The following is a 24,011-nucleotide window of genomic DNA, read 5'->3' as shown; positions in this document are numbered from 1 at the left end:
GGGTGGTCTTTTGAGTATAAAGGTCTACGATACAACACTCAGGGACGGCGCACAGGCTTTTGGGGTTTCTTTCTCACTCGAGGATAAGATCAGAATCGCCGAGGCCCTCGATAGTCTCGGTGTTCACTATCTGGAGGGGGGCTGGCCTGGCTCCAACCCAAAAGATATAGCGTTCTTTAAAGCTGTAAAAGGTATGAACTTCAAAAACCTGAAAGTGGCGGCTTTCAGTTCCACAAGAAGACCCGGCGTGAAAGTAGAAGAAGACACGAACATACAGACCCTCATAAAAGCAGAAACACCTGTTTACACGATCTTTGGGAAAAGCTGGGATCTTCACGTGGAGAAAGCTCTGCGAACAACGCTCGAGGAGAATCTGAAGATGATATACGACACAGTTTCATATCTCAAAAGATTCGCCGATGAAGTGATATACGACGCGGAACACTTCTTCGATGGGTACAAGGCGAACAGAGAATACGCCCTCAAGACCCTGAAGGTGGCAGAGGAAGCGGGTGCTGATTGTCTTGTTCTTGCCGATACGAACGGGGGAACGCTTCCCCACGAGATCGAGGAGATCATCGAAGATGTGAAAAAACACGTGAAAGCTCCGCTCGGTATACACGCTCACAACGATTCGGATGTGGCGGTGGCGAACACACTTGTGGCCGTGAGAAAAGGAGCTGTGCACGTTCAGGGAACCATAAACGGACTTGGGGAGAGATGTGGAAACGCGAATCTTTGCTCGGTGATCCCAAATCTCGTCCTCAAGATGGGGCTCGAGGTTATACCAAGAGAGAACTTGAAGAAACTCTTCGATGTGGCACACCTCGTGGCGGAACTCTCCGGAAGACCTCACATCGAGAACATGCCTTACGTGGGTGATTACGCCTTCGCACACAAGGGAGGAGTTCATGTTTCCGCTATAAAACGCGATCCAAGGACTTACGAGCACATCAACCCAGAGCTTGTGGGAAACAGAAGGATCATATCCATCTCAGAGCTTTCCGGTAAGAGCAACGTGCTGGAGAAGATAAGAGAAATGGGATTCGAAGTAGATGAATCATCGCCCAAGGTCAGGGAGATTCTCGAAAAGATCAAGGAATTGGAAGCGCAGGGATACCATTTCGAAGGAGCGGAAGCATCTTTTGAACTCCTTGTCAGGGATATGCTTGGGAAAAGAAAGAAGTACTTTGAGTTTCTCGGCTTCACCGTGATGACCATAAAGAACAGGGATGAGGAGAGTTTCTCCGAAGCAACCGTGAAGGTCAGAGTCCCGGACGAAGTTGCAAAAAAACTGGGACACGACGAACCCTTTGAACACACCGCGGCAGAAGGAGAAGGACCGGTAGAAGCGCTCGACAGAGCGGTGAGAAAGGCCCTCGAAAAATTCTATCCGTCTCTGAAAGACACGAAACTCACAGACTACAAGGTGAGAATCCTGAACGAGCAGGCGGGTACCAGAGCGACAACACGGGTTCTCATAGAGTCCAGCGATGGAAAGAGAAGGTGGGGAACTGTTGGTGTCTCACCAAACATCATAGAGGCTTCCTGGACCGCTCTTCTCGAATCCTTAGAGTACAAGCTTCACAGGGATGAAGAGGAGATGAGAAACGATGAGGAGAATTAAGATCTTCGATACAACGTTGAGGGATGGAGAGCAATCCCCAGGGGCTTCGATGTCGGTTGAGGAAAAAGTAGAAATGGCACTCATGTTAGAGGATCTCGGTGTCGATCTCATCGAGGCTGGGTTTCCCGTTTCATCTCCCGTGCAGTTTGAAGCTGTAAAAAGAGTTGCGAGCGCCGTTCAGAAACCCATAGTGGTGGGACTCGCAAGGTGTGTTGAAAAGGACATAGACGCGGTGTACGAGGCTCTCAAGGATCGACCAAAAGACAAACGTATGATACACGTTTTCATAGCGACCTCTCCGATTCACAGAAAATACAAACTGAGAATGGAGAAAGAGGAAATCCTCGAGAGGATCAGAAGATACGTCGGCTACGCAAAACAGTTCTTCGACCTTGTGGAGTTCTCGGCGGAAGACGCTTCGAGAACGGAGGTTCCCTTTTTGATAGAAGCCTACAAGACGGCGATCGAAGCCGGAGCTACTACGATCAATGTTCCGGACACGGTGGGGTACGCCCTTCCCGATGAGTTTGGAGAACTCATAAAGACCTTGAGAGAGGGTGTGCCCGGTATAGAGAATGTCGATCTTTCTGTGCACTGTCACAACGATCTTGGACTCGCTGTGGCGAACTCCCTCGCTGCCGTTCAGAACGGAGCCACCCAGGTCGAAGTGACTCTGAACGGTATCGGAGAGAGGGCAGGAAACTGTGCCCTGGAAGAGTTCGTGATGATCCTCAAGGTGAGGAAAGACAAACTTCCCTACGAGACGGGTATAAAGACAGAGCTCATATACCCCGCTTCCAGGCTCCTCACACATATAACGGGGCTCATCCCGTCCAGAAACAAACCCATAGTGGGAGAGAACGTGTTCCTTCACGAGTCGGGTATACACCAGGATGGTGTGCTGAAACACAGGGAGACCTACGAGATCATGAAACCATCCGATATCGGCAGGTCTTCCGAGACGCTCGTGCTTGGAAGACACTCCGGAAAGCACGCCCTCAGAAAGAAGCTGGAGAGCTACGGCATCAAACTCGACGAAGAGACCTTCCAGAAAGTGTTCGAGAAGTTCACAGAACTCGCCGACAGAAAGAAAGAGGTTTACGACGATGATCTTTTCTCGATCGTCTCGGAAGTTTTGAGGGAGCCCATCAACGGTTACAAGCTCGTTCACTTCCATGTACACACCGGAAACACGCTGCTTCCAACCGCGGCGGTCGTGCTTCAGGTTGGAGATGAAAAGAAAGAAGCAGCAGAGGCAGGAAACGGTCCAGTGGATGCTATCTTCAAGGCTATAGACAAAGCGCTCGGTATTCAACCGAAGCTCGAGGAGTACATAATTCAGGCGGTTGGAACTGGAAAGAACGCACAGGGAGAGGTCAAACTCACGTTGAGAATAAACGGTGAACTCTACAGTGGAAGGGGTGTCTCCACGGACATAGTGGAGGCTTCCGCGATAGCTTACATAAACGCGATAAACAAGTACCTCATCGCCAAAGGTTTTCTCAGAAAAAACGGAGGTGCTGAGTGATATGACACTTGCAGAAAAGATACTCTCCCAAAAAGCGGGAAGAAAGGTGGAACCGGGAGAATTTCTCCTTCTGGAGCCAGACGTCGCCCTTGCAAACGACATAACGGCTCCGCTTGCGATAAAGAAGTTCAAGGAGTACGGTGGAAAGAAAGTGAAGTATCCGGACAGAGTGGTGCTCGTTCCGGATCACTTCACCCCCAACAAGGACATAAAGTCTGCTATGCAGGTAAAGATGATGAGAGAATTCGCAAGAGAGCAGGGGATCGAAAAGTTCTTTGAAATAGGCAGGATGGGAATTGAACACGTGCTGCTTCCAGAAGAAGGAATCGTAAAATCTGGAGATCTCGTGGTAGGCGCAGATTCGCACACCTGTACCTACGGAGCCCTTGGAGCGTTCGCGACCGGGGTGGGGTCCACCGACATAGCGGGCTTCTACCTCATAGGCAAGGTGTGGTTTCGTGTCCCTGAGAGCATAAAGGTGACTCTTCGTGGGAAGTTCGGGGATCTGGTGACTGCCAAGGACCTCGTGTTGAAGCTCATCTCCATACTGGGAGTAGATGGGGCCAACTACAAGGCGATAGAATTCTCCGGACCCGGTGTGAAAGAGATCAGTATGGACGGCCGTTTCACCGTTTCGAACATGGCGATCGAGGCGGGAGGAAAGACGGGACTGTTTCCGGTAGACGAAATCACCATTGCCTACGAGAAAGAAAGAGGCATAGAAGTGGAAGAGATGTACCCTGACGAAGATGCGAAGTACGTGAGAGAAGTGGAGATGGACCTTTCTAAACTCGAACCTCAGGTTGCCTATCCATTCCTCCCATCCAACGCGAAGGATGTTTCTGAAGCGGAGAAAGAGAGGATAAAGATAGATCAGGTAGTGATAGGAAGCTGTACCAACGGAAGGATAGAAGACCTCAGACTCGCTGCACAGATTCTGAGGGGAAGAACAGTATCACCGGACGTTCGATGCATCATAATTCCGGGATCGCAGAAGGTTTACAAACAGGCTCTAAAGGAAGGACTCATCGATATCTTCATCGACGCGGGCTGTGCTGTTTCCACACCCACGTGCGGTCCCTGTCTTGGTGGACACATGGGAGTGCTCGCGGAAGGAGAAGTTGCAATATCCACGACGAACAGGAACTTCGTCGGAAGGATGGGACATCCGAACAGCAAGGTCTTCTTGGCATCTCCTGCCGTTGCCGCGGCCAGCGCAATAAAGGGATACATCGCAGATCCGAGAAAGTTGTGAGGTGATGGTGGTGAAGATAAAAGGAAAGGTTTTCGTCTTTGGGGACAACGTGAACACGGACGAGATCATACCGGCCAGGTACCTCAACACTTCGGACCCTCAGGAACTCGCGAAATACTGTATGGAGGACGCAAGGCCCGGCTTTGGAAGACGGGACGATATAAAAGGCTCGATCATCGTGGCAGGGGAGAACTTCGGATGTGGTTCTTCGAGAGAACACGCTCCCGTTGCCATAAAGGCGGCTGGAATCTCCTGTGTTATAGCCAAGTCTTTTGCAAGGATTTTCTTCAGAAACGCCATAAACATCGGTCTTCCCATCGTCGAACTGAAAGAAGCTGACGAATTCGAAGAGGGCGACATGGCAGAGGTGGATCTGGAAAACGGAGTGGTGAGGAATCTCACCAAGGGCAAAGAGTACAGAATAAGACCTTATCCCGAGTTTCTCATGAAGATCATGGAAGCGGGTGGATGGCTCGAATACTGTCTCAAAGAAGTGGGGGAGTGACGGATGAAGATAGCGGTTTTGCCTGGAGACGGCATAGGTCCCGAGGTTGTAAGAGAAGCCCTGAAAGTGCTCGAGGTGGTAGAAAAGAAAACAGGGAAAACCTTTGAGAAAGTCTTTGGACACATCGGAGGAGATGCCATAGACAGATTCGGTGAGCCTCTTCCTGAAGAGACAAAAAAGATATGTTTAGAAGCCGACGCGATCTTTCTTGGAAGTGTTGGAGGACCCAAATGGGACGATCTTCCTCCAGAGAAGAGACCGGAAATAGGGGGTCTCCTCGCCCTGAGGAAGATGCTCAATCTCTATGCGAACATCAGACCGATAAAGGTCTACAGATCCCTTGTTCATGTCTCTCCCCTGAAAGAAAAGGTGATCGGATCCGGGATCGATCTTGTGACCGTCAGAGAACTCTCCTACGGGATTTACTACGGTCAACCAAGGGGATTGGATGAGGAAAAAGGATTCGACACCATGATCTACGACAGAAAGACCGTGGAACGGATTGCGAGAACTGCCTTCGAAATCGCAAGAAACAGAAGAAAAAAGGTCACTTCCGTCGACAAAGCGAACGTCCTCTACAGTTCCATGCTGTGGAGAAAGGTCGTGAACGAAGTAGCGAAAGAATACCCCGACGTGGAGCTGACACACATGTACGTGGACAACGCTGCCATGCAGCTCATCCTGAAACCATCGCAGTTCGACGTGATTCTCACAACGAACATGTTCGGAGATATTCTCTCGGACGAGAGCGCGGCGCTTCCTGGTTCTCTTGGTCTTCTGCCGTCCGCATCTTTCGGTGACAAAAACCTCTACGAACCAGCAGGGGGGTCTGCTCCCGACATAGCCGGAAAGAACATCGCCAACCCGATCGCACAGATCCTTTCTCTCGCTATGATGCTTGAACACTCCTTTGGAATGGTAGAAGAGGCAAGAAAGATAGAAAGGGCGGTTGAGCTGGTTATAGAAGAGGGATACAGAACCAGAGACATCGCAGAGGATCCAGAAAAGGCAGTTTCGACCTCTCAGATGGGAGACCTCGTATGTAAAAAACTCGAAGAAATATGGTGAAGGGCCCTTCAGGGCCCTTCACATTTTCCATGTATCCGTGAGTCTTCTTACCTTCACGATGGAGTCTTTCCTCATCTTTCTGATCGCTGCCACCGCCGCTCTGAGTGACTCGATTGTGGTCAGATATGGGATTTTCCTCTTCAACGCCGTGGTTCTTATCATGTATCCCACCGTTCTTCTTCCCTCAACTTTGAAAGGTTCTTTTCCGTGAGAGACGGCGACAAGCGCAGGCTCATCACTGGATTGGGTGATCACGACGAGGGAGATCTTTCCCTGCTCCAGAAGATCTATCACGTCCGGTCTTCCTTCTCCCACCTTTGGAACAACCTTCACTTCCACACCGTGTGACTGCAGAGCCTTTGCCGTTCCTCTGGTTGCGTATATCTCAAAGCCCATATCCGCGAGGTGAGCCAAGAGAGGAACGGCTTCCCTCTTGTCTTTGTCCGCGACGGTTGCGAGGATGGCTCCCGTTGGTGGCAGAGGGTTCCCGGCGGCTATCTGAGCCTTCGCGAATGCCTCTGCGAAATCTTCACCGATTCCCATGACTTCTCCTGTGGAACGCATCTCCGGTCCGAGAAGCACGTCCGTTCCCGGGAATTTGTGGAACGGTATCACCACCTCTTTCACGGAGAACATCTTCGGCCAGGGAGTCGGGAGGATCTCGCTCTCTCCCAGTTTATCGACTTTTATCCCTGGTCTTGTGGGATAGGGGAAGTACTCTGAGAGGAGCTCTGGCAGATTTCTTCCCACCATGATTTTGGCGGCGATTCTTGCCACGGGAATACCGATCGCTTTGCTCACGAAGGGAACCGTTCTCGATGCCCTGGGATTCGCCTCTATGATATAGATCTCATCGTCTTTCACCGCAAGCTGTATGTTGGCAACTCCCACAACCTTCAGCGCTTTTACCAGCTTGTAGACGGTCTTTTCTATCTCTTCCACGAGTTTCTCAGAAAGACTCACCGGGGGCAGAACACACGCGGAATCTCCCGAATGGATTCCGGCTTCTTCTATCTGCTCCATCAACCCAGCTATCCACACGTACTTTCCATCCGACACAACGTCCACATCGAGTTCTATCGCGTCTTCAAGGAATTTGTCTATCAGAACGGGGTATCCCGGTGAGACAACAGCTGCCTCTTTGACGTACATTTCGAGTTCCTGAGGAGTGTCCACGATGGCCATGGCCCTTCCTCCGAGCACGTAGCTCGGCCTCACAAGAACAGGATATCCGAGATTCTCCGCTACCTTCAACGCTTCTTCCACGGATGATGCCGTTCCAAATGGAGGGCACTTCAATCCGATTTGTTTCAGAAGTTTAGCGAATTTTTCTCTGTCCTCGGCAATCTCGATCGATTCGAAGCTCGTTCCTATGATGTTCACGTTCTCTTCTACGAGGTGTCTTGCTATCTTCAGTGGTGTCTGACCACCGAACGCCACCACTACTCCTTTCGGCTTTTCGTTCCTCACGATCTCCAGAATGTCTTCAACGGTGAGCGGCTCGAAGTAGAGCCTGTCTGAAGTGTCGTAGTCAGTCGAGACGGTTTCGGGATTGGAATTGACCATTATGACTTCGTATCCTTCCTCTTGGAAAGCCCACACCCCGTGGACGTTTGTGTAGTCGAATTCTATTCCCTGACCTATCCTGTTGGGACCGGATCCCAGAATCATGATCTTCTCTCTGTCTGAAGGTATCGCTTCGTTCTCCACACCGTTGTAAGTGGAGTAATAGTACGGGGTCTGTGCCTCGAATTCAGCGGCACAGGTGTCCACCATCTTGTAAACAGGGAAAATCCGGTTGTTTTCCCTCATCTTTCGGATTTCTTTGTCCGAAACACCCCATATCTCCGCGATTTCTCTGTCTGAGTATCCCCACTGTTTCGCTTTCTTCAGGATCTCCACATCGAATTTCTTCGATTTCAGATCTTTTTCTAGTTCTATACAAGCTTTCATTTCTCTGAGAAACCATCTATCGATCTTCGTGAGTTCGTGCACTTCTTCCACATCCATTCCGTTTCTGAACGCGGCGAAGATGTATGATATCCTCTCCGGCGTTGGATTTGCGAGGTATTCTCTTATATGTTCGAGATCCAGTTTTGGAGTGGCATCGAGTTCAAGGGATCTGAGAGCCTTTCCCAGAGCTTCTTTGAAGGTTCTACCTATCGCCATCACTTCTCCAACGGACTTCATCTGGGTGTTCAGTCTTGGGTCGGCCCCGGGAAACTTCTCAAGCTGGAATCTCGGTATCTTCACCACGACGTAGTCTATGGAAGGTTCGAAAGCAGCCATCGTTTTGCCAGTGATGTAGTTTGGAATCTCATCGAGAGTGAAACCAACGGCGAGGAGTGCTGCAACTTTCGCGATGGGATAGCCCGTCGCCTTCGATGCCAGTGCGGACGACCTGGAGACCCTTGGATTCATCTCTATAACGACCATTCTACCGGTCTCTGGATCCACGGCAAACTGAATGTTCGATCCACCCGTTTCTATGCCGATCGCGTCGATCACTTTGTAAGCCGCGTCTCTCATTCGCTGATACTCAACGTCTGTGAGCGTCTGTGCGGGTGCCACCGTGATAGAATCTCCGGTGTGTATTCCCATCGGATCGAGATTCTCTATGGAACACACCACGATGAAGTTTCCTGCTCCATCCCTCACCACTTCGAGTTCGTACTCTTTCCAACCGATGACGGACTCTTCTATGAGAACGGTGTGTACGGGACTTTCTATGAGTCCTTTTGTAACGATCTCCCTCAACTCCTCTTCGTTGAACGCAACTCCTCCGCCCGTTCCTCCCAGTGTGAAACTGGGTCTTATGATGACGGGATAGCCGAATTCTCTTGCCGTCTCCAGTGCATCCGTGAGGTTGTTCACCAGTCTGCTTCTCAGAACTTCAAGGCCAGCTTCCTCCATGGTCTTTTTGAAGAGTTCTCTGTCTTCAGCCTTCTTGATCGACTCAAGTTTGGCGCCGATCAACTGAACTCCGTACCTGTCAAGAATACCACTTTCGGCGAGTTCTACGGCGAGGTTCAGAGCGGTCTGTCCTCCGAGGGTGGGAAGAAGGGCGTCCGGCCTTTCCTTCTTTATGATCTCTTCCAGAAACTCGACCGTCAGGGGCTCTATGTAAACGGCGTCTGAGAACTCCGGATCCGTCATTATGGTTGCGGAGTTTGAGTTGACTATGATCACCTCGTATCCCGCACTTTTGAGGGCTTTGAGCGCCTGAGTGCCCGAGTAGTCGAACTCGGCGGCCTGACCGATCGTGATCGGACCGGATCCTATGACGAGGATCCTCTTTATATCCTCTCTTCTGGGCATTACCTTACCTCCTTTACGAGGCGTTTGAATTCTTCAAAGAAATACTTCGCATCGTGAGGTCCGGGAGAGGCTTCAGGGTGGTACTGAACAGAAAAGGCTGGATAATCAACCAGCCTCATTCCTTCCATCGTCCCATCGTTGAGAGAAATGTGGGTGATCTCAACTTTTATTCCCTGCGGGCTGGTTCCCTCAAGGACGGATATCTTCTGAAGGTTGCTGGTGAGAACGTTCGCATCCTGATCTTCGCTTCCAAGTTCTGGAAGGCCGAAACTCTTTGGATCCACCGCAAAGCCGTGGTTGTGGGTGGTGATCAGAACACGTCCACTTCTCAAATCCTTCACAGGGTGATTTATTCCCCTGTGTCCGAACTTCATCTTGTAAGTTCTGGCACCTATCGCAAGGCCGAGGAGTTGATGCCCAAGGCAGATTCCCGCAAGGGGTATTTCCTCCTTCAGAAGGTCTCTTATCAGACGGATAGTTTTCAGCAGGGCGGCCGGGTCTCCGGGACCATTGGAGATGAGAACACCGTCCGGGTTGAGCTTTTTGATGTCATCTATGTCCACACCGTAGGGGACCCTTATCACCCGTGCTCCCACTCTCTTCAGGTCTCTGAGGATACCCCATTTCACCCCGGAGTCCAGAACGACGACAGAAAAATCTCCCTCTTCGTTTTCCACGATGACCTCTTTCGGAGAAACAAGACCAGCCAGATCTCTTCCCACTATGCTGGGACTCTCCTTTACGCGTCTGACCAGGGATTCTGGATTCAGATCCACGGTGGATATGGCACCTTTCATGGCACCTTTCACACGGATCTTCCTTGTGAGGGCTCTCGTGTCCACACCTTCGATGGCGACTATGTTGTGTTTTTTCAGATAATCCGGAAAGGAGATGGTGGCTCTCCAGTTGGAAGGAACGGACACACTTCTGTAGACAACGAATCCCGCAACCTTTATCCCATCCGACTCCACATCCTCTTCGTTTACTCCGTAGATTCCTATCTCAGGGTAGGTCATCACAACGATCTGACCCGTGTAGGAGGGATCTGTGAGAACTTCCTGATAGCCGGTCATTCCTGTGTTGAAGACCAGTTCGCCGAAGGTTTCACCCTCTGCACCCAGACTCTGCCCAAAAAAAAACGATCCGTCTTCCAGAGCAAGAAGCGCTTTCATGTTGCACCTCCTTCCCTTTCTCAGAGATTATAACCACAGGTAAAGGGCTAGTCAGTTTTCTTTACTTTGAATTAAAGGAAAGTCACAGGGTATTAATTTGGAATAAACATTTACTACTTGAACATTTATATGCAAAAATGATGAAGGCTATTTTCCTGACAGACATTGAAAACCGAAAGGAAAGGATTCTGGAATACATTATCTTCACAGAACTGAACACAGATTTAAAGGATTCTTCCTATCATGTGAACGGAGGTGGGAATCTATGAAGGATTCTGTGGAATGACTTCTGTGCGATTTTCATGTGCACACAAACATGAGCGATGGACACCTTTCTCTATCACATTCTTGCCATAGATGTAAAGGGGTACGTGGACCCTTCTCTCCCGGTGGAGGAGATCGTGAAAAGGTTGAAAGAACAGAATGCACTGGTTATAGCAGCACATCCAGATAGAAAAAAACAGGACGAGGAACATCTTTCCTGGTTTCTCTGGGTGAACATGGAGCGTTTCAAAGACATGTTCGATGCCTGGGAAGTGGCGAATCGAGATGATCTTTTCAACTCGATCGGTGTGAAGAAATACCGGTACGTGGCAAACTCCGATTTCCATGAGGTGTGGCATGTGTATTCCTGGAAAACACTGATCAGATCGGAGAGGAACGTAGAGGCGATCAAAGAAGCGATAAGGAAGAACACGGATGTGGCGATCTATCTGATGAGAGAAAAAACTTGACTTTTCCTCTGGGAAAATGGTATCATAAACCAACACTTTCGATTGAAACAGTTTGGTTCTTTCACGGAAGTGCTAAACGATTTTCAGGAAGATCGAAGGGGGCGTTAACATGGCGAGAGTAGCAAGAGAAATGGTTGAAAAGGCAGGGGTGGATGTTGATCGTTTACTGGAACTCCTGATAAAAAACGCAGCGGCAGAACTCACAACTTATTACTACTACACCATCTTAAGAGCAAATCTCATCGGACTTGAAGGAGAGACTCTCAAAGAAATCACAGAAGTGGCCAGAATTGAAGACAGAAATCACTTTGAAGCGCTCGTTCCCAGAATCTACGAACTCGGAGGAAAGCTTCCAGATTGCATGAAAGAGTTCCACGACCTTTCTGCGTGTCCTCCTGCAAGACTTCCTGACACTCCAACCGTTCAGGAGATATTGAAGGTGCTCGTTGCCGCTGAAAGGTGTGCAGTGAGAGGCTACACGGAAATTTGCAACATGACGGCAGGAAAGGACCACAGAACATACGAACTTTCTCTTGCAATTTTAAACGAAGAGATCGAGCACGAGTCCTGGTTTTCCGAATTTTTAGGAGAAGGTCCTTCCGGGCATTTCATGAGACGCGGGGAAACCTCACCGTTCGTCTCGAAGTTCCTCAAGTGAAGGCTTCCGTGATCAAAAAGGGCGCACCCGAGGGTGCGCCTTTTGTTTTAAAATAGGATGAACAAAGAAAAGGGAGGGATTGTGATGGAAGATCGTGTTCTGTCCATCAAAAAGGGTCTTCCTCCGGGAACGCTCGTTTATACAGGAAAGTACAGAGAGGACTTTGAGATTGAAGTGATGAGTTACTCACCTGAGGAATTCAGAGAGTTCAGGACAACAAATGTTGAGGATGTTCTTTCCCTCAGAGATTCTTCAATGACCACGTGGATAAACATCGTTGGTGTCCACAGAACAGACGTTGTAGAAAGAATAGGAGAACATTTCGGGATACACCTCCTTGTTCTGGAGGACATCCTAAATATCAATCAGAGACCGAAGATCGAATTCTTCGATGAGTACGTATTTCTCGTACTGAAAATGATCACCTACGATGAGAATTCCTCTGAACTTACCTCAGAGCAAATCAGTTTGATTCTCAGAGGAAACTGTGTTCTCACGTTTCAAGAAAAGAGGGGAGATGTCTTTGATCCTGTGAGAGAAAGGATAAGACACAACAGAGGGGTCATAAGAAAGAGGGGAGCAGACTATCTTCTTTATGCGCTGGTGGACGCTCTGGTGGACAACTATTTCGTCCTGCTGGAGAAGATCGACGACGAGACCGAGATACTGGAAGAAGAAGTTCTGGAAATGTCCGCAGAAGACACAGTCCAGAAGATATACGTGTTGAAGAGAAACCTCATAGAACTGCGAAAGACGATCTGGCCTCTGAGGGAGGTTCTGAACGAAATCTCTAGAGGTGAATCTTCACTCATCAAAGAAGAAACTCTTCCTTACTTCAAAGACGTTTACGATCACACCATCCGGATTGCAGACACCGTGGAAACATTCAGGGACATCGCGAGTGGCCTTCTGGACGTGTACCTTTCGAACATGAGTAACAGAACGAACGAGGTGATGAAGGTTCTCACCATAATAGCAACGATCTTCATGCCCCTCACCTTCATAGCGGGTATCTACGGTATGAACTTCGAGTACATGCCAGAACTCAGTTGGAAATGGGGTTATCCAGTGGTTCTCATTGTGATGGGTGTGATAGCGTTTCTGATGGTGGTCTATTTCAGGAAAAAGAAGTGGTTATGAGATGAGAATTTTGACTTTTCCTTAATGATTAATTAATGAATCTGGCAGTTGAGTTGTAATGATGATGGGAGTAGTTTTTCGGTAAAGAAAATCGCTTAGGTGGAGGGGTTGGAAGATGAAGAGTAGCGGATCTTCCCAGAGAAGGAACCAGAAGAGACTCAGAAAATTCCTTGGACCCGTCACCAACCTGGAAGAGCATGTGGAACCTGACTGGTGGAGTCGTATCTTCAACTCGCTCTATCTGAAAACGGACGCAGATGTTGTGGACGATATCAACATCACTAGAGAGGAAGTGGATCTGTTCTCACACATCCTGAAACTCTCCCCTGAGGATCACATCCTCGATCTCTGTTGTGGTCATGGGAGACACTCCCTGGAACTTGCAAGGCGGGGTTTTCAGAAGGTCGAGGGGCTCGATCGATCTCATTATCTGATCCAGAAAGCGAAGGCTCAGGCAAAGAAGGAAGGGCTGAACGTCAAATTCAGGGAGGGAGATGCGAGAAAACTGCCCTATCCTCCAGACACTTTCGATGTGGTGCTCATTCTTGGAAACAGTTTTGGTTACTTTGAGAGTGTAGAAGATGACCTGAGGATTCTCAGGGAGGTCTTCAGAGTTCTGAAACCGTGGGGAAGGATTCTCATCGATGTAGCAAACGGAGAGTACCTGAAAAACAACTTCCAGCCAAGGTCCTGGGAATGGATCGACAAAAAACACTTTGTCTGTAGAGAGCGTTCTCTCTCGGTTGATGGAAAAAGACTCATCTCACGCGAAGTGGTTGTAAACGCTGAAAAGGGTGTCATAGCGGATCAATTCTATGCGGAGCGGCTCTACACACCTGAGGAACTGGAGCATCTTCTGAAAACGGCGGGATTCAGTAATGTGAAGTTCCATGGTGAGTTGTCTCCATCATCCCAGAGAAACCAGGATCTTGGAATGATGGAAAGAAGGATTATAGTGACTGCTGTGGCAAAGAAGGAATGGACTCCGATCAAAAAGAGACCAGAAAAAGCCGTGAAAAACGTGGTGGTCGTTCTGGGAGATCCGAGGAAACCAGATCCTCTGAAGCCGAATTCGGTTTTCGATGAAGACGATATCTACACCATCGATCAGATGAAGGCGGCCTTGAAGAGTCTGAAAGGTTACCATTTCTCCTATCTGGACAACCATGATACACTGATCACCGATCTCATGAAACTCAGGGGAAAAATAGACTACGTCTTCAACCTGTGTGATGAAGGATTCAACAACGACCCCAGGAAAGAGGCACACGTTCCTGCATTGCTAGAGATGCTGGGAATTCCTTACACGGGATCAGGACCTCAGACGCTCGTTCTGTGCTACGACAAGTCTCTCATCAGGGGAATCGCACGGGAAATGGGTATACCTGTTCCAAGGGCCGTTTTTATAAAGCCGGAAGATACCACCTTTGAAATACCATTTCCCTTCCCTGCCATCGTGAAACCCAACTTCGGAGATTCCAGTTTCGGTATCACTCAAAGAAGTGTTGTTTACTCTCCTGAAGAGCTGATAAACGCCGTTTCAGAGATAAGAGACAGGTTTGGTTATGACAAACCAATCCTGGTAGAGGAATTTCTGACGGGGAAGGATCTGAGTGTGGGTATCATAGGAAACCCACCAGAATCTTACGTCGTACTTCCCATAATAGAAGAGGACTATTCTGCACTTCCTCCAGAACTCCCAAGAATATGTGGGTATGAAGCGAAATGGTTGCCCGATTCTCCATACTGGAACATAAAGTCTGTCCCCGCACAACTTCCAGAGGAAACGGAAAAGTTCATAATCGAATGTTGTTTGAAACTGTTCGAAAGGCTGGAGTGCAGAGATTACTGCAGATTCGACTGGCGGCTCGACGCTGAAGGAAATCCGAAACTTCTCGAGGTGAATCCAAATCCCGGATGGTGCTGGGATGGGCATCTTGCAAAAATGGCAAAGATCGCGGGGATGTCTTACGCAGAAATGCTGGGGGCGATTCTCAAAGCGGCTGAAGAGAGGCTGAACATCAGATGATCTATCTTGGATGCTTTACAATGGATTTCGAGATTCTGCTCTTCCAGAGAAGATAAACAAGTATCACAACTGCAAAAAGAACGATCCCCAGAATTTTTGAAAACTCTAGAAAGACCCTGCCAGCCGTCAGTGTGGTGAAGAAGAACACGCTTTCGTATATTAGATCTCCGGCCCATATCACAAGAAGTGTTCTGAAGGGTCTTTCCATGTATCCTGCAAGAAACGGTGTGGCCTTTCCCACCCAGGGAACGAATTTGCAAAGTGGGAGCAGTATCTTTTCCGAAGAAATATAAACGTTTAAGAACTCTATGAGAATCTTTCGTACGAATTTCCACTTGAGATTGAAAGACACCGATTTGAGCTTTTTTCCAGCAAAAAACGTCAGAGTATCCCAGCTCAAAAGCCCCAGGTAGATCGTAAAGAAGGATGGAAAAATCTTCAGCTTTCCAACGGAGATCAGTGCTGTTGTTGTTAAAATTGGGATGGGAGTGCCCGAGTTGTCGAAAAGAAAAGTCGCAAAGAAGAGTAACAGATATTTCAATCTTTTCATCCCTCCCGTGAAATATAATAGCGCAAGGAGGTGATGAGAAAATAAACGAAGTACTGGTGAAAAAGCGGAAAGAAAAATTGAACAGGGTTTTAGTGGCTCTCCTGGGAATTCCAGTTGTTTTTTCCATCATTCGAGCCAAAATCGTTGAAACGATAGGATATTTCATATTCTGGCTCGGTGGTTTTTCACCATACGTTTATGAGAAGATAACCCATCAGGAGATACCTGAGAGAACGAAATTGATGCTCTCTTCATCGGTATTTCTCCACTCTGTGATGGGACAGTTTTTGAACTTCTACGAGAAGATATTTTTCTGGGACAAGATACTTCACTTCTACGGATCTTTTGTCATAACGTACTTTTTTTACCAGATTCTGACGAAAAAATCGAGATTCTGGGACGAGGTGCCGGGTGCCGTTTTGATGGCGTTCCTTCTTGGGGTCTTTTCCGGGGTCCTTTGGGAAATAGCCGAATTCACGACGGATAAGATACTGCCAGACTACAACACACAAAAAGGGCTGGACGACACCATGCTGGATCTCATTTTTGATCTTCTAGGATGCTACACGATGGCAAAGATTGTGTACAGGAAAAAGACTGGACGATTCTTCTGGAGACCTCGTTCATGAAGAAGGCCTATCTCTTTCTCACACTCGAAGGTGTCTTCTCTCTGTTCTACGCGCTTCTAATACAGGGACCTGTGTTCACAGGTCTTGCGATGCTTTTCAATCTGGACGAGTTTCTCCTGAGTGTCGCCGCTGCAATCCCTCCCATGATGCAGTTTTTTCAGCTGTTTGCCTCTTTCTTTGTTCAGAAATACAGAAAGAGGCGTTTTCTGGTCAACGTGTTCAACGCTTTCAGCAGATTCAGTTTCGCTTTTCTCATCGTTTTTCTACTGCTTGGGAAAACAGAACCGTTGATTTTCATCGTTGCGCTTATGATCTCTCAGGTCTTCGCGGCTCTTTCCAGCAGTACATGGAACTCCTGGATGAGAGATCTTGTTCCTCCAGAGGAAAGAGGAAGGGTGTTTGGAAACAGAAACATGTTTCTCTCCATAGGGAACGCCCTCATAATATACCTCTATTCTTCTATAGTCGATCATTTTTCTTCGGGATTCGTTCTTGTGCTTCTCATATCCACAGCGGGAACCGTTCTTTCTATCTTCGCCATGAACAAAATACCGGACGTTCCAGTTAAGGAAACAGGTACGGGAATACCTCTCAAAGTGGTGTTCAAGGACGAAAACTTTATGAAGTTTGTCTTCTTCACTTTTTACTGGAACATGGCGGTCACGTTCTCTTCTGCCTTCTATCACTACCATCTTTTGAAGAACCTGGGGGTAAATTACACGTATATCGCTTACATGATGATTGTTAATAACTTTGTGGCGATGTTGGCTTACAGGATCCTTGGAAAAGTATCTGATAGGATGGGACACAAAACGATAGCCGAGTTCGGTATCATCCTTGCTTCTTTCGTCTCCGGTATGTGGTTCTTCATGAACACCACTACTTACAGAACTCTCATGATAGCGGACGCTTTACTTTCTTCCATTGCGTGGTCCGCTATAAACCTATCGCTCGCCATTCTTCCTATGGAGGTTGCTTTCGAGTCTGATCCCATTTTCTTCGGTCTGAACGCGTCTTTTGCCAGTGTGGGAAGTCTCATAGGCTCATTTGTAGGAGGAATCGCAGCGAAATTTCTTTCGGATATTTACGTAAATCTCAACGGTTTCGAAATCTTCGGCCTTCAGTTACTCTTTTTGATGGCAGGAATCTTCAGATTCTCCTCAGTGTTCTTGTTGAGAAAAGTCAAGGTGAAACAATACATCCCATTCAGGGTCTTTGTGTTGAGTACTCTTTCCGTCACTCTGAGACGCCCCGTAGACAGAATGCTCGATGTGTATCTTCTTTTGAAAAGGGGGAATGAACGTGTACGAAGAATTGCTGAAAGATCTAAGAGAAGGAAGAGTAATACTGGCGAGCAAGGCGGGAAACAGAGTTAACGGCATGACCATCGGATGGGGCTTTTTCGGTGTGATGTGGGCAGAGGATTATTTCGTGACGGTTATCAGACCTCAGAGATTCACCTGGCGCCTTGTCAAAGAGAGCAGAAGATTCACCCTGAATTTTCTAAGCGAAGAATACAGAGAGGCGCTGAATTACTTTGGACGGGTGAGTGGATACCAAGAAGACAAGTTCAAGAAAGGACTTCTCCACTTAGACGAGGTAGAGGGATTCACCGCTCCCATTAAAGAGGCCCACACGTTGATCGAATGTTCTGTGACCTTCGCAAACAACGTGGAACCTTTCATTCTTCCCGTGGAAATCATCGATAAGTTCTACAAGGACCATGGATTTCACACCTTGTTTTTTGGAAGGATCGAAAAGGTACTTCAAAGATGAGACTGAAACTTCCATTTGATGCGGAAGGGATCTTTCTGGAAAGAAAGAGCAGATTCACGGGGGTTGCTCTTGTCAAAAGAAAAAAGACCCTGATACACATCCACAACACAGGGCGCCTCCCACTTCTTGAAAAAGGAAAAAGAGTTCTCCTGAAGCGTGCAGAATCCGGTCGGAGAAAGACCAACTGGGACCTTCTGGCAGTTGAACACAGAGGGGAATTCGTCTTCGTCCATTCAGGCTACCACAGTATCGTGGCCAGGAAAATTCTGGAAGAACTGTTCACTGGTTCCATGATAGAAAATGAGAAACGCTTTGGAAACAGCAGGTTCGATTTCCTTATCGACGAAAAGATCTTTGTGGAAGTGAAAGGATGCACGTACGAAGAAGATGGCGTCGCGATGTTTCCAGACGCACCCACAGGCCGTGGAAGAAGACACATCGGGGAGTTGATCAAGTCTGTGGAAAGTGGTTTCAAGGCTCTTCTGCTGATTCTGGTTTTTCTCGAGAGCAACTGTTTTCTTCCGAACAGAAACGTTGATCCGGCTTTTTCAGAGATTTTCTGGCACGCTTTGAACAGTGGTGTTGAGATCGGCGTGTTCAGGGTAAAATACGATGGAGAGTATCTATATTCAACAGAGAAGCTGTCGATCTGTGAGGAGGTGTAGCGCATGGAGAACCCAACCATTGAGCAGTTGGTGAGAAGGTATGTGGAGATCAAAGATCTCATGAAAGAACTCAGGGCAGAGAAGAAAGAGATCGAGGAAGTTTTGAGGGAGTACAGTCAGAGAACGGGGATAAAAGAGTTCGAGGTGGATGGAAAGAAGGTCTTTTTTGAAGAAAAACTCAGTCTGAAAGTAAAATGAGCCCGCCAGAAGCGGGCTTCATTGTTTCATTTTCTCCTCCTGTTCCTTTATCAAATCTTCGAGAGTTACACCGTTGAGAATCTTCTCTATCTCGTTTTCTACTCTTTTCCAAAGGGACCTGATAACGCAATCCAGCTCGTCCGGACAGCCGGGCATGTCGAAGAAGACCTTCGATTTTCTATCCAGAAGAAAAACAACCTCGGAAACCCTTATTTCTTTTGGCGGACGTGCCAACATGTATCCACCACTCTTTCCTCTTCTTGTCTTCACCAGTCCAGCTTTTTTCAGCGTGTACAAGATCTTTTCTGCGAATTCTCTCGGGACTGATTGTTTCGCTTTCTCCAGTATTTCTGTCATCGAAAGGTAGTGTCCGTACTCCTTTGCCATCACGATCATGAGCCTGAGCGCGTACTCACTTCGCATCGTGAACATTTCAATCCCTCCACACGAAGACTCTGGATACGATCTTTCTGTTTTGGAGCGCCTCTCTTATGCTGTCCAGGTATATATCGATCTTTCTTCCTTTGATCACCCCGCCGATGTCTTCCACAACGAAAACCCCACCACTGGGCGTGTCTCTGAGTTCGGGTATGTAGAGAACGGAACCAAGGGGAAAGATGGTGGTATCCGCGGCCGCTGTTTTCCAATCTTCAGGAATTTTGCCGGATTTTGTGAGTCTGAAGGCGGGGTGTTCCGGTAATTTTCCATCTTCCCACTCCGTGTAGAAACTGATTTCGAACTCTCCCATATTGGAAAAGAAAAGGAGCATGGGGTCCTTAGGTTCTCCTTCCACATACAGTTCGAAGACAACGTTCTTTCCACCGTATCCTATGGTGTCGCCCGCTTTCACCCAATCACCGGTGTTCACCGAAACTACGACGAGATTCCTGTACACCGTTTCTACATCGTTTCCATGATATATGACGACGGTTTGACTGCTCACACTCTTCACTCGCCCTGGAAGTGCGGCTTTTACCTTCTGCCCATCGCTTTCCACCTCAACTCCCGTGGAGAAAGTTCCGTCGGTTTTCAGGCCAAAGCCGGAGACGATCACCTTTGGATCGGGCTTTTCTCCAACGGGAAAACTCGTCGAAAGATTCGTAACGGGAACCTTTATGATTCTCCCCGCTACGAGTTTCCTCGGATCGTCTATACCGTTCAGTTTCATGATTCTTTCCACACCTTCGGGACCCAGGTTGAAAGCCTCGCTGATCTTTGCGAGGGTGTCACCCCGCTCCACTCTTACAAACACGTATCCTTCCTCGATTCCAAGGATCCTCGCGACTTCATAGCTCCTCACGAGTCTTCTGAATTCGTCGAGGTATTTCTTCAACTGCTGTGAGTAACTTTCAACATCTATGTTTGCATAACCGAAAGGTTGCTGCTCTTTCAGGTTTTGAACGATCTGTTCCAGATTTTTCTGATTTGTTTCGAGATAGGAGAGCTTTTTCTCGATATCAGAAATTCTACTTTCCAGCTCATCGTTTGAAACGTTCACCACTTTCGCTTCCGTTTCGCCCTGTGAAAGAACGCGCAAGGCCACTTTGGAGAGAAGTTTCTCAGTACTTTCCAGCCTCTCTTCTATTCGATCCACCACCGAAACGTTCTTTTCCAAATTGGAAACCCTTTCTTCGAGATCAAGAAGGATGTGTTTCAGATCTTCTGAGACTTCCGGAGAACTTCCGAGTGAAACAATACTCACTTTTCTTTCTAATTCTGAGATCTTCGATTTTATGTTTTCTATCTCGGAGAAGATGGAAACGGCTTTTTCCACAGCGGGAAGTTTCATGGAGATGGAGTAGTAATTGTTCTCGAGATCGCTTATTTTGCTGGAAAACTCTTCTTGCAGGGAAGATAGATCCTCTTTGAGATATGTCACATCTCTTTTCAGCGCTTCCAGTTCTTCCTGAGAACTTTCCTGTGCCTTCACCTTATTTTCCAAGTCCAGCATCTTCTTTTCAATGGAGTCTATCTGAGCGTTCAGCTGTTTTATCTGGTTTTCTAAATTGTCCAATTTTTCCTTCAGTTCAGGAGAAACGCAGGCTGCAAGAAATACCAGCATCAGAGAAAACATTAGGATCTTCTTAATTCCAGCCATCTTTCTCTCCCCACCTTCGCGTAAAGGGATTTGCTGTCGTACTTTCTCAGGAGGAGTTCGTACCACCTTGCGGCTTCTTTCCTTTTGCCCAAGATTTGGTTCAAAACACCCAGATAGAAAAGTATCATGGGTTCGTCCGATTCTTCGTAATAGTCGTACTTGTAGTGGCTTTCGAATTCCTTCAAAGCTCTTTCGAGATAGCGCTTTTCCTCTTCTGCTTTTCCCAATTCTCTGAACAGCCAGGCGATCTTGAGATAAGAGATCGCAACCTTTTTTCTCTGGTTCAAAACGGAATACACTATTCCACTCAAAGCATAGCGCTTGATCGCTTCTGTGTGGTTCTCCATGTTTTTCAACTCTACTTTTCTCTGGGCTTCTTCGAGCAGTTCTTTCAACTTTCTTTCCGTCTCTTCTCCTTTTATGGTAATGGTCTCGAAATCTTTATCGAACGCGGAAAAATAACAGTTCGGACAGGTCACCACTTCGTAAAACATCGGGTTGACATCCTCAAAAACAGGTTTTAAGTCGATATCCCTGGCTTTGATCTTTATGGAGTCGAAGAAGACCATCTTCTTTTTGAACTTCGTTCCACAGAAAGGACAGGTGAATTCTTTTTCCCAGAACTTGCTCATTCTGAAAGCAATACCTCCACGAAGGTTTCAGGATCGAAAGGTCTCAGGTCTTCCGCTTTTTCACCGACACCAATGAACTTTATGGGAATCCCCAATTCTCGAGCGATGGCCAGGGTTATTCCACCCTTTGCGGTTCCGTCGAGCTTTGTGAGAATTATACCGGTGACATCCACCGCTTCTTTGAAGATCTTTGCTTGAACGAGTCCGTTTTGACCAGTGGTGGCGTCTATCACGAGAAGTATTTCGTGTGGGGCATCGGGGATCTTCTTTTTGACAACCCTGTGAACCTTTCGCAGTTCCTCCATGAGATTCTTTTTCGTGTGAAGTCTCCCTGCGGTGTCTATTATGACCACATCTTTGTTTCTGGCGAGAGCGTGAGCCACCGCGTCAAAAGCAACGGCGGCCGGATCAGCCCCTTCCGAGTGGGCTATCACCGTGGCACCGACACGTTCTCCCCATATCTTCAGCTGTTCTATGGCGGCCGCTCTGAAAGTATCCGCTGCGGCGAGTACCACACTCTTTCCTTCATCAGCAAACACCTTCGCGAGCTTTCCACAGGAGGTGGTCTTTCCCGTTCCGTTAACACCGACGACCATGATCACGAACGGTGGCTTGGTAGGAACGTTCAGTTTCGTGTCAAAATTCAAAATTTCCAGAATGATTTCTTTGAGGGACTCGAGAGCGTCCCCGTTTTTCTCTTCCAGTCTCTCCAGGATGTACTCCGTTGTCTCGACTCCCACATCCGCCTGAATGAGAAGCTCTTCCAGTTCCTCGCGGGTTTCATCGTCCAGCTTTCTTCCCTTGAGGAGCTTCACCACTCGCCCGAAAAACGTTTCTTTCGTCTTTTGAAGTCCCTTTTTCAGAAAGTCAAAGAGTCCCATCCTTTTTACCTCCCGATTTCCCGACTAATATTAAGCATACCACACGTTTTTGAACCAGTCTTTCAGGGTGTATGTCTAAGAAACCGGAAACCTTTCGAAGGGAGGGGTAGGAGATGAAGAAACTCTTTCTGACCATCGCTGTAGCACTGATACTTACCAGTGTTTTCCCATACGTCAACCCCGACTATGAGAGTCCCATCGTTAACGTGGTTGAAGCGTGTGCACCGGCCGTTGTGAAGATAGACGTTGTGAAAACGGTAAAGACTTCCTTCTTCGATCCCTATTTTGAGGAGTTCTTCAAAAAGTGGTTCGGTGAACTTCCTCCCGGTTTCGAAAGGCAGGTTGCCAGCCTCGGATCGGGCTTCATCTTCGACCCCGAGGGCTATGTTCTCACCAACTACCACGTGGTCGGTGGGGCGGACAACATCACCGTGACCATGCTCGATGGAAGCAAATACGATGCGGAATACATAGGAGGAGATGAAGAACTCGATATCGCGGTCATAAAGATCAGAGCCAGTGATAAGAAATTCCCCTATTTGGAATTCGGAGACTCTGACAAGGTGAAGATCGGTGAATGGGCGATAGCCATAGGAAATCCCCTCGGTTTCCAACACACGGTGACAGTAGGGGTGGTCAGTGCCACCAGCAGGAGAATTCCAAAACCGGACGGGAATGGCTACTACGTGGGGCTCATTCAGACCGACGCGGCGATCAACCCGGGGAACAGTGGCGGACCCCTTTTGAACATACACGGTGAAGTGATAGGTATAAACACCGCCATCGTCAATCCTCAAGAAGCCGTGAACCTTGGTTTTGCCATCCCGATCAACACAGTGAAAAAATTCCTCGACACCATACTCACCCAGAAGAAAATTGAGAAAGCCTATCTCGGTGTGACGGTCATGACCCTCACCGAAGAAACAGCAAAAGCTCTGGGGCTTGAATCTACAAGCGGTGCTCTGATAACGAGCGTTCAGAAAGGATCTCCCGCTGAAAAAGCCGGACTCAAGGAAGGGGACGTGATCCTCAAAGTTGACGATCAGGACGTGAGAAGTCACGAAGAACTGATCTCCATCATTCACACTTACAAACCGGGCGACACAGCCGTTCTCACCATAGAGAGAAAAGGAAAGATCATGAAGGTTCAAGTGACGTTCGGTTCCTCATCTGAAGAAGAGAAAACAACGACCGGTGAAGAAAAAATCGATATTCTTGGCATCACAGTGTCAAACATCACGCCGGCCGACAGAGAAACTTATTCGATCCCAGAAGAGATAAACGGAGTCATAGTAAAGGAGAGCAGCGGGAAGTTCGGTCTCCAGAATGGGGATGTCATCACCACTGTGTACGTGAACGGCAAAAGGTATGATATAAATTCTGTAGAGGATTTTAAGAAAGTTATAGCCTCTGCTGAGAAAGGTGACTACATCGCCCTTTACATTTATAGGAATGGAGCGAAAGTCTTCGTGAGTTTCATATACCAGAGATAGAGAACCTCCCCTCAATGTTAATACAGCCCCCTTTGGTGATCTTTCCCCCTCCGAC

The 24,011-nt window shown here is 47.9% G+C and carries 22 protein-coding genes; 15 read left to right on the top strand and 7 right to left on the bottom strand.

Features of this window, described 5'->3' with window-relative positions:
- Positions 1-10 precede the first annotated feature (10 nt).
- The 5 genes from cimA to leuB are packed head-to-tail and all read left to right on the top strand — an operon-like array spanning position 11 to position 5,983.
- On the top strand, positions 11-1,627 hold the full coding sequence (gene cimA / locus AS158_RS05800; protein WP_038054625.1) for a citramalate synthase: 1,617 nt from the start codon (positions 11-13) through the stop codon (positions 1,625-1,627).
- Entirely contained in the window at positions 1,614-3,155 is a 1,542-nt protein-coding gene (leuA, locus tag AS158_RS05795; RefSeq protein WP_038054623.1) for a 2-isopropylmalate synthase, read from the top strand. Before cimA ends, leuA begins: the two co-directional genes overlap by 14 nt.
- 1 nt (position 3,156) lies before the next feature.
- The gene (gene leuC, locus AS158_RS05790; RefSeq protein ID WP_038054621.1) at positions 3,157-4,410 is read left to right on the top strand and encodes a 3-isopropylmalate dehydratase large subunit; all 1,254 of its coding nucleotides are present in this window, start codon (positions 3,157-3,159) and stop codon (positions 4,408-4,410) included.
- A 4-nt stretch (positions 4,411-4,414) separates the two neighbouring features.
- Complete coding sequence (leuD, locus tag AS158_RS05785) at positions 4,415-4,915, top strand: 3-isopropylmalate dehydratase small subunit (protein ID WP_038054782.1); 501 nt, start codon at positions 4,415-4,417, stop codon at positions 4,913-4,915.
- 3 nt (positions 4,916-4,918) lie between these two features.
- Positions 4,919-5,983, top strand: coding sequence for a 3-isopropylmalate dehydrogenase (gene leuB, locus AS158_RS05780; RefSeq protein ID WP_038054614.1), 1,065 nt, complete (start codon positions 4,919-4,921; stop codon positions 5,981-5,983).
- 18 nt (positions 5,984-6,001) lie between these two features.
- Here leuB and carB read toward each other — a convergent pair whose 3' ends face one another.
- Positions 6,002-9,301: a carbamoyl-phosphate synthase large subunit gene (gene carB, locus AS158_RS05775; protein ID WP_165304693.1), complete on the bottom strand. Its 3,300-nt coding sequence runs from the start codon at positions 9,299-9,301 to the stop codon at positions 6,002-6,004.
- The gene (carA, locus tag AS158_RS05770) at positions 9,301-10,473 is read right to left on the bottom strand and encodes a glutamine-hydrolyzing carbamoyl-phosphate synthase small subunit (protein WP_165304692.1); all 1,173 of its coding nucleotides are present in this window, start codon (positions 10,471-10,473) and stop codon (positions 9,301-9,303) included. Before carA ends, carB begins: the two co-directional genes overlap by 1 nt.
- Before the next feature lie 323 nt (positions 10,474-10,796).
- On the opposite strand from carA, the gene AS158_RS05765 reads away from it, so the two are divergent.
- The 4 genes from AS158_RS05765 to AS158_RS05750 all read left to right on the top strand — a co-directional run bounded on the left by AS158_RS05765 (position 10,797) and on the right by AS158_RS05750 (position 15,034).
- A complete protein-coding gene (locus AS158_RS05765; protein ID WP_012644994.1) occupies positions 10,797-11,207 on the top strand; it encodes a PHP domain protein in 411 nt (136 codons plus the stop codon).
- Positions 11,208-11,316: 109 nt separating this feature from the next.
- Entirely contained in the window at positions 11,317-11,865 is a 549-nt protein-coding gene (gene dps, locus AS158_RS05760) for a DNA protection during starvation protein (protein WP_012644993.1), read from the top strand.
- A gap of 84 nt (positions 11,866-11,949) precedes the next feature.
- Positions 11,950-13,005 carry a magnesium/cobalt transporter CorA gene (gene corA / locus AS158_RS05755; protein WP_038066295.1) on the top strand — a complete coding sequence of 352 codons (1,056 nt, stop codon included), beginning with the start codon at positions 11,950-11,952 and terminating at the stop codon, positions 13,003-13,005.
- Positions 13,006-13,120: 115 nt separating this feature from the next.
- On the top strand, positions 13,121-15,034 hold the full coding sequence (locus AS158_RS05750) for a methyltransferase domain-containing protein (protein WP_165304691.1): 1,914 nt from the start codon (positions 13,121-13,123) through the stop codon (positions 15,032-15,034).
- A gap of 1 nt (position 15,035) precedes the next feature.
- Here the strand turns inward: AS158_RS05750 and AS158_RS05745 are convergent, their stop codons facing one another.
- Positions 15,036-15,575, bottom strand: a complete 540-nt coding sequence (locus AS158_RS05745) for a hypothetical protein (protein WP_165304752.1) — start codon at positions 15,573-15,575, stop codon at positions 15,036-15,038.
- Positions 15,576-15,640: 65 nt separating this feature from the next.
- Here AS158_RS05745 and AS158_RS05740 point away from each other — a divergent pair, with 65 nt between their 5' ends.
- Genes AS158_RS05740 through AS158_RS05720 form a run of 5 tightly spaced genes read left to right on the top strand, consistent with a single transcriptional unit; the run spans position 15,641 to position 18,852 of the window.
- Complete coding sequence (locus AS158_RS05740) at positions 15,641-16,213, top strand: hypothetical protein (RefSeq protein ID WP_241241261.1); 573 nt, start codon at positions 15,641-15,643, stop codon at positions 16,211-16,213.
- A complete protein-coding gene (locus AS158_RS05735; RefSeq protein WP_165304690.1) occupies positions 16,210-17,589 on the top strand; it encodes an MFS transporter in 1,380 nt (459 codons plus the stop codon). The genes AS158_RS05740 and AS158_RS05735 overlap by 4 nt, the downstream gene beginning before the upstream one ends.
- Positions 17,510-17,989 carry a flavin reductase family protein gene (locus AS158_RS05730; RefSeq protein WP_081953076.1) on the top strand — a complete coding sequence of 160 codons (480 nt, stop codon included), beginning with the start codon at positions 17,510-17,512 and terminating at the stop codon, positions 17,987-17,989. Before AS158_RS05735 ends, AS158_RS05730 begins: the two co-directional genes overlap by 80 nt.
- A complete protein-coding gene (gene sfsA, locus AS158_RS05725; RefSeq protein ID WP_165304689.1) occupies positions 17,986-18,654 on the top strand; it encodes a DNA/RNA nuclease SfsA in 669 nt (222 codons plus the stop codon). Before AS158_RS05730 ends, sfsA begins: the two co-directional genes overlap by 4 nt.
- A gap of 3 nt (positions 18,655-18,657) precedes the next feature.
- Positions 18,658-18,852: a hypothetical protein gene (locus AS158_RS05720; protein WP_038054598.1), complete on the top strand. Its 195-nt coding sequence runs from the start codon at positions 18,658-18,660 to the stop codon at positions 18,850-18,852.
- An 18-nt stretch (positions 18,853-18,870) separates the two neighbouring features.
- Here AS158_RS05720 and AS158_RS05715 read toward each other — a convergent pair whose 3' ends face one another.
- Genes AS158_RS05715 through ftsY form a run of 4 tightly spaced genes read right to left on the bottom strand, consistent with a single transcriptional unit; the run spans position 18,871 to position 22,463 of the window.
- Positions 18,871-19,284 carry an RrF2 family transcriptional regulator gene (locus tag AS158_RS05715; protein ID WP_038054596.1) on the bottom strand — a complete coding sequence of 138 codons (414 nt, stop codon included), beginning with the start codon at positions 19,282-19,284 and terminating at the stop codon, positions 18,871-18,873.
- 1 nt (position 19,285) lies between these two features.
- Positions 19,286-20,950 carry a peptidoglycan DD-metalloendopeptidase family protein gene (locus tag AS158_RS05710; RefSeq protein ID WP_038054594.1) on the bottom strand — a complete coding sequence of 555 codons (1,665 nt, stop codon included), beginning with the start codon at positions 20,948-20,950 and terminating at the stop codon, positions 19,286-19,288.
- A complete protein-coding gene (locus AS158_RS05705) occupies positions 20,926-21,582 on the bottom strand; it encodes a DUF2225 domain-containing protein (RefSeq protein ID WP_038054592.1) in 657 nt (218 codons plus the stop codon). Before AS158_RS05705 ends, AS158_RS05710 begins: the two co-directional genes overlap by 25 nt.
- On the bottom strand, positions 21,579-22,463 hold the full coding sequence (gene ftsY, locus AS158_RS05700) for a signal recognition particle-docking protein FtsY (protein WP_165304688.1): 885 nt from the start codon (positions 22,461-22,463) through the stop codon (positions 21,579-21,581). Before ftsY ends, AS158_RS05705 begins: the two co-directional genes overlap by 4 nt.
- A gap of 113 nt (positions 22,464-22,576) precedes the next feature.
- On the opposite strand from ftsY, the gene AS158_RS05695 reads away from it, so the two are divergent.
- Positions 22,577-23,956: a DegQ family serine endoprotease gene (locus tag AS158_RS05695; RefSeq protein WP_165304687.1), complete on the top strand. Its 1,380-nt coding sequence runs from the start codon at positions 22,577-22,579 to the stop codon at positions 23,954-23,956.
- Positions 23,957-24,011 lie beyond the last annotated feature (55 nt).

The sequence above is a fragment of the Thermotoga sp. 38H-to genome (genome assembly GCF_011057665.1).
Classification (GTDB): domain Bacteria; phylum Thermotogota; class Thermotogae; order Thermotogales; family Thermotogaceae; genus Thermotoga.
This window is presented reverse-complemented; position numbering and strand designations above follow the sequence as displayed.

Bases quoted from the DNA above. Each gene is read 5' to 3' on its own strand.
- leuA (WP_038054623.1), top strand. From the start codon at position 1,614: ATGAGGAGAATTAAGATCTTCGATACAACGTTGAGGGATGGAGAGCAA.
- leuC (WP_038054621.1), top strand. From the start codon at position 3,157: ATGACACTTGCAGAAAAGATACTCTCCCAAAAAGCGGGAAGAAAGGTG.
- leuD (WP_038054782.1), top strand. From the start codon at position 4,415: ATGGTGGTGAAGATAAAAGGAAAGGTTTTCGTCTTTGGGGACAACGTG.
- leuB (WP_038054614.1), top strand. From the start codon at position 4,919: ATGAAGATAGCGGTTTTGCCTGGAGACGGCATAGGTCCCGAGGTTGTA.
- carB (WP_165304693.1), bottom strand. From the start codon at position 9,301: ATGCCCAGAAGAGAGGATATAAAGAGGATCCTCGTCATAGGATCCGGT.
- carA (WP_165304692.1), bottom strand. From the start codon at position 10,473: ATGAAAGCGCTTCTTGCTCTGGAAGACGGATCGTTTTTTTTTGGGCAG.
- AS158_RS05765 (WP_012644994.1), top strand. From the start codon at position 10,797: ATGGACACCTTTCTCTATCACATTCTTGCCATAGATGTAAAGGGGTAC.
- dps (WP_012644993.1), top strand. From the start codon at position 11,317: ATGGCGAGAGTAGCAAGAGAAATGGTTGAAAAGGCAGGGGTGGATGTT.
- corA (WP_038066295.1), top strand. From the start codon at position 11,950: ATGGAAGATCGTGTTCTGTCCATCAAAAAGGGTCTTCCTCCGGGAACG.
- AS158_RS05750 (WP_165304691.1), top strand. From the start codon at position 13,121: ATGAAGAGTAGCGGATCTTCCCAGAGAAGGAACCAGAAGAGACTCAGA.
- AS158_RS05735 (WP_165304690.1), top strand. From the start codon at position 16,210: ATGAAGAAGGCCTATCTCTTTCTCACACTCGAAGGTGTCTTCTCTCTG.
- AS158_RS05730 (WP_081953076.1), top strand. From the start codon at position 17,510: ATGAACGTGTACGAAGAATTGCTGAAAGATCTAAGAGAAGGAAGAGTA.
- sfsA (WP_165304689.1), top strand. From the start codon at position 17,986: ATGAGACTGAAACTTCCATTTGATGCGGAAGGGATCTTTCTGGAAAGA.
- AS158_RS05720 (WP_038054598.1), top strand. From the start codon at position 18,658: ATGGAGAACCCAACCATTGAGCAGTTGGTGAGAAGGTATGTGGAGATC.
- AS158_RS05715 (WP_038054596.1), bottom strand. From the start codon at position 19,284: ATGTTCACGATGCGAAGTGAGTACGCGCTCAGGCTCATGATCGTGATG.
- AS158_RS05710 (WP_038054594.1), bottom strand. From the start codon at position 20,950: ATGGCTGGAATTAAGAAGATCCTAATGTTTTCTCTGATGCTGGTATTT.
- AS158_RS05705 (WP_038054592.1), bottom strand. From the start codon at position 21,582: ATGAGCAAGTTCTGGGAAAAAGAATTCACCTGTCCTTTCTGTGGAACG.
- ftsY (WP_165304688.1), bottom strand. From the start codon at position 22,463: ATGGGACTCTTTGACTTTCTGAAAAAGGGACTTCAAAAGACGAAAGAA.
- AS158_RS05695 (WP_165304687.1), top strand. From the start codon at position 22,577: ATGAAGAAACTCTTTCTGACCATCGCTGTAGCACTGATACTTACCAGT.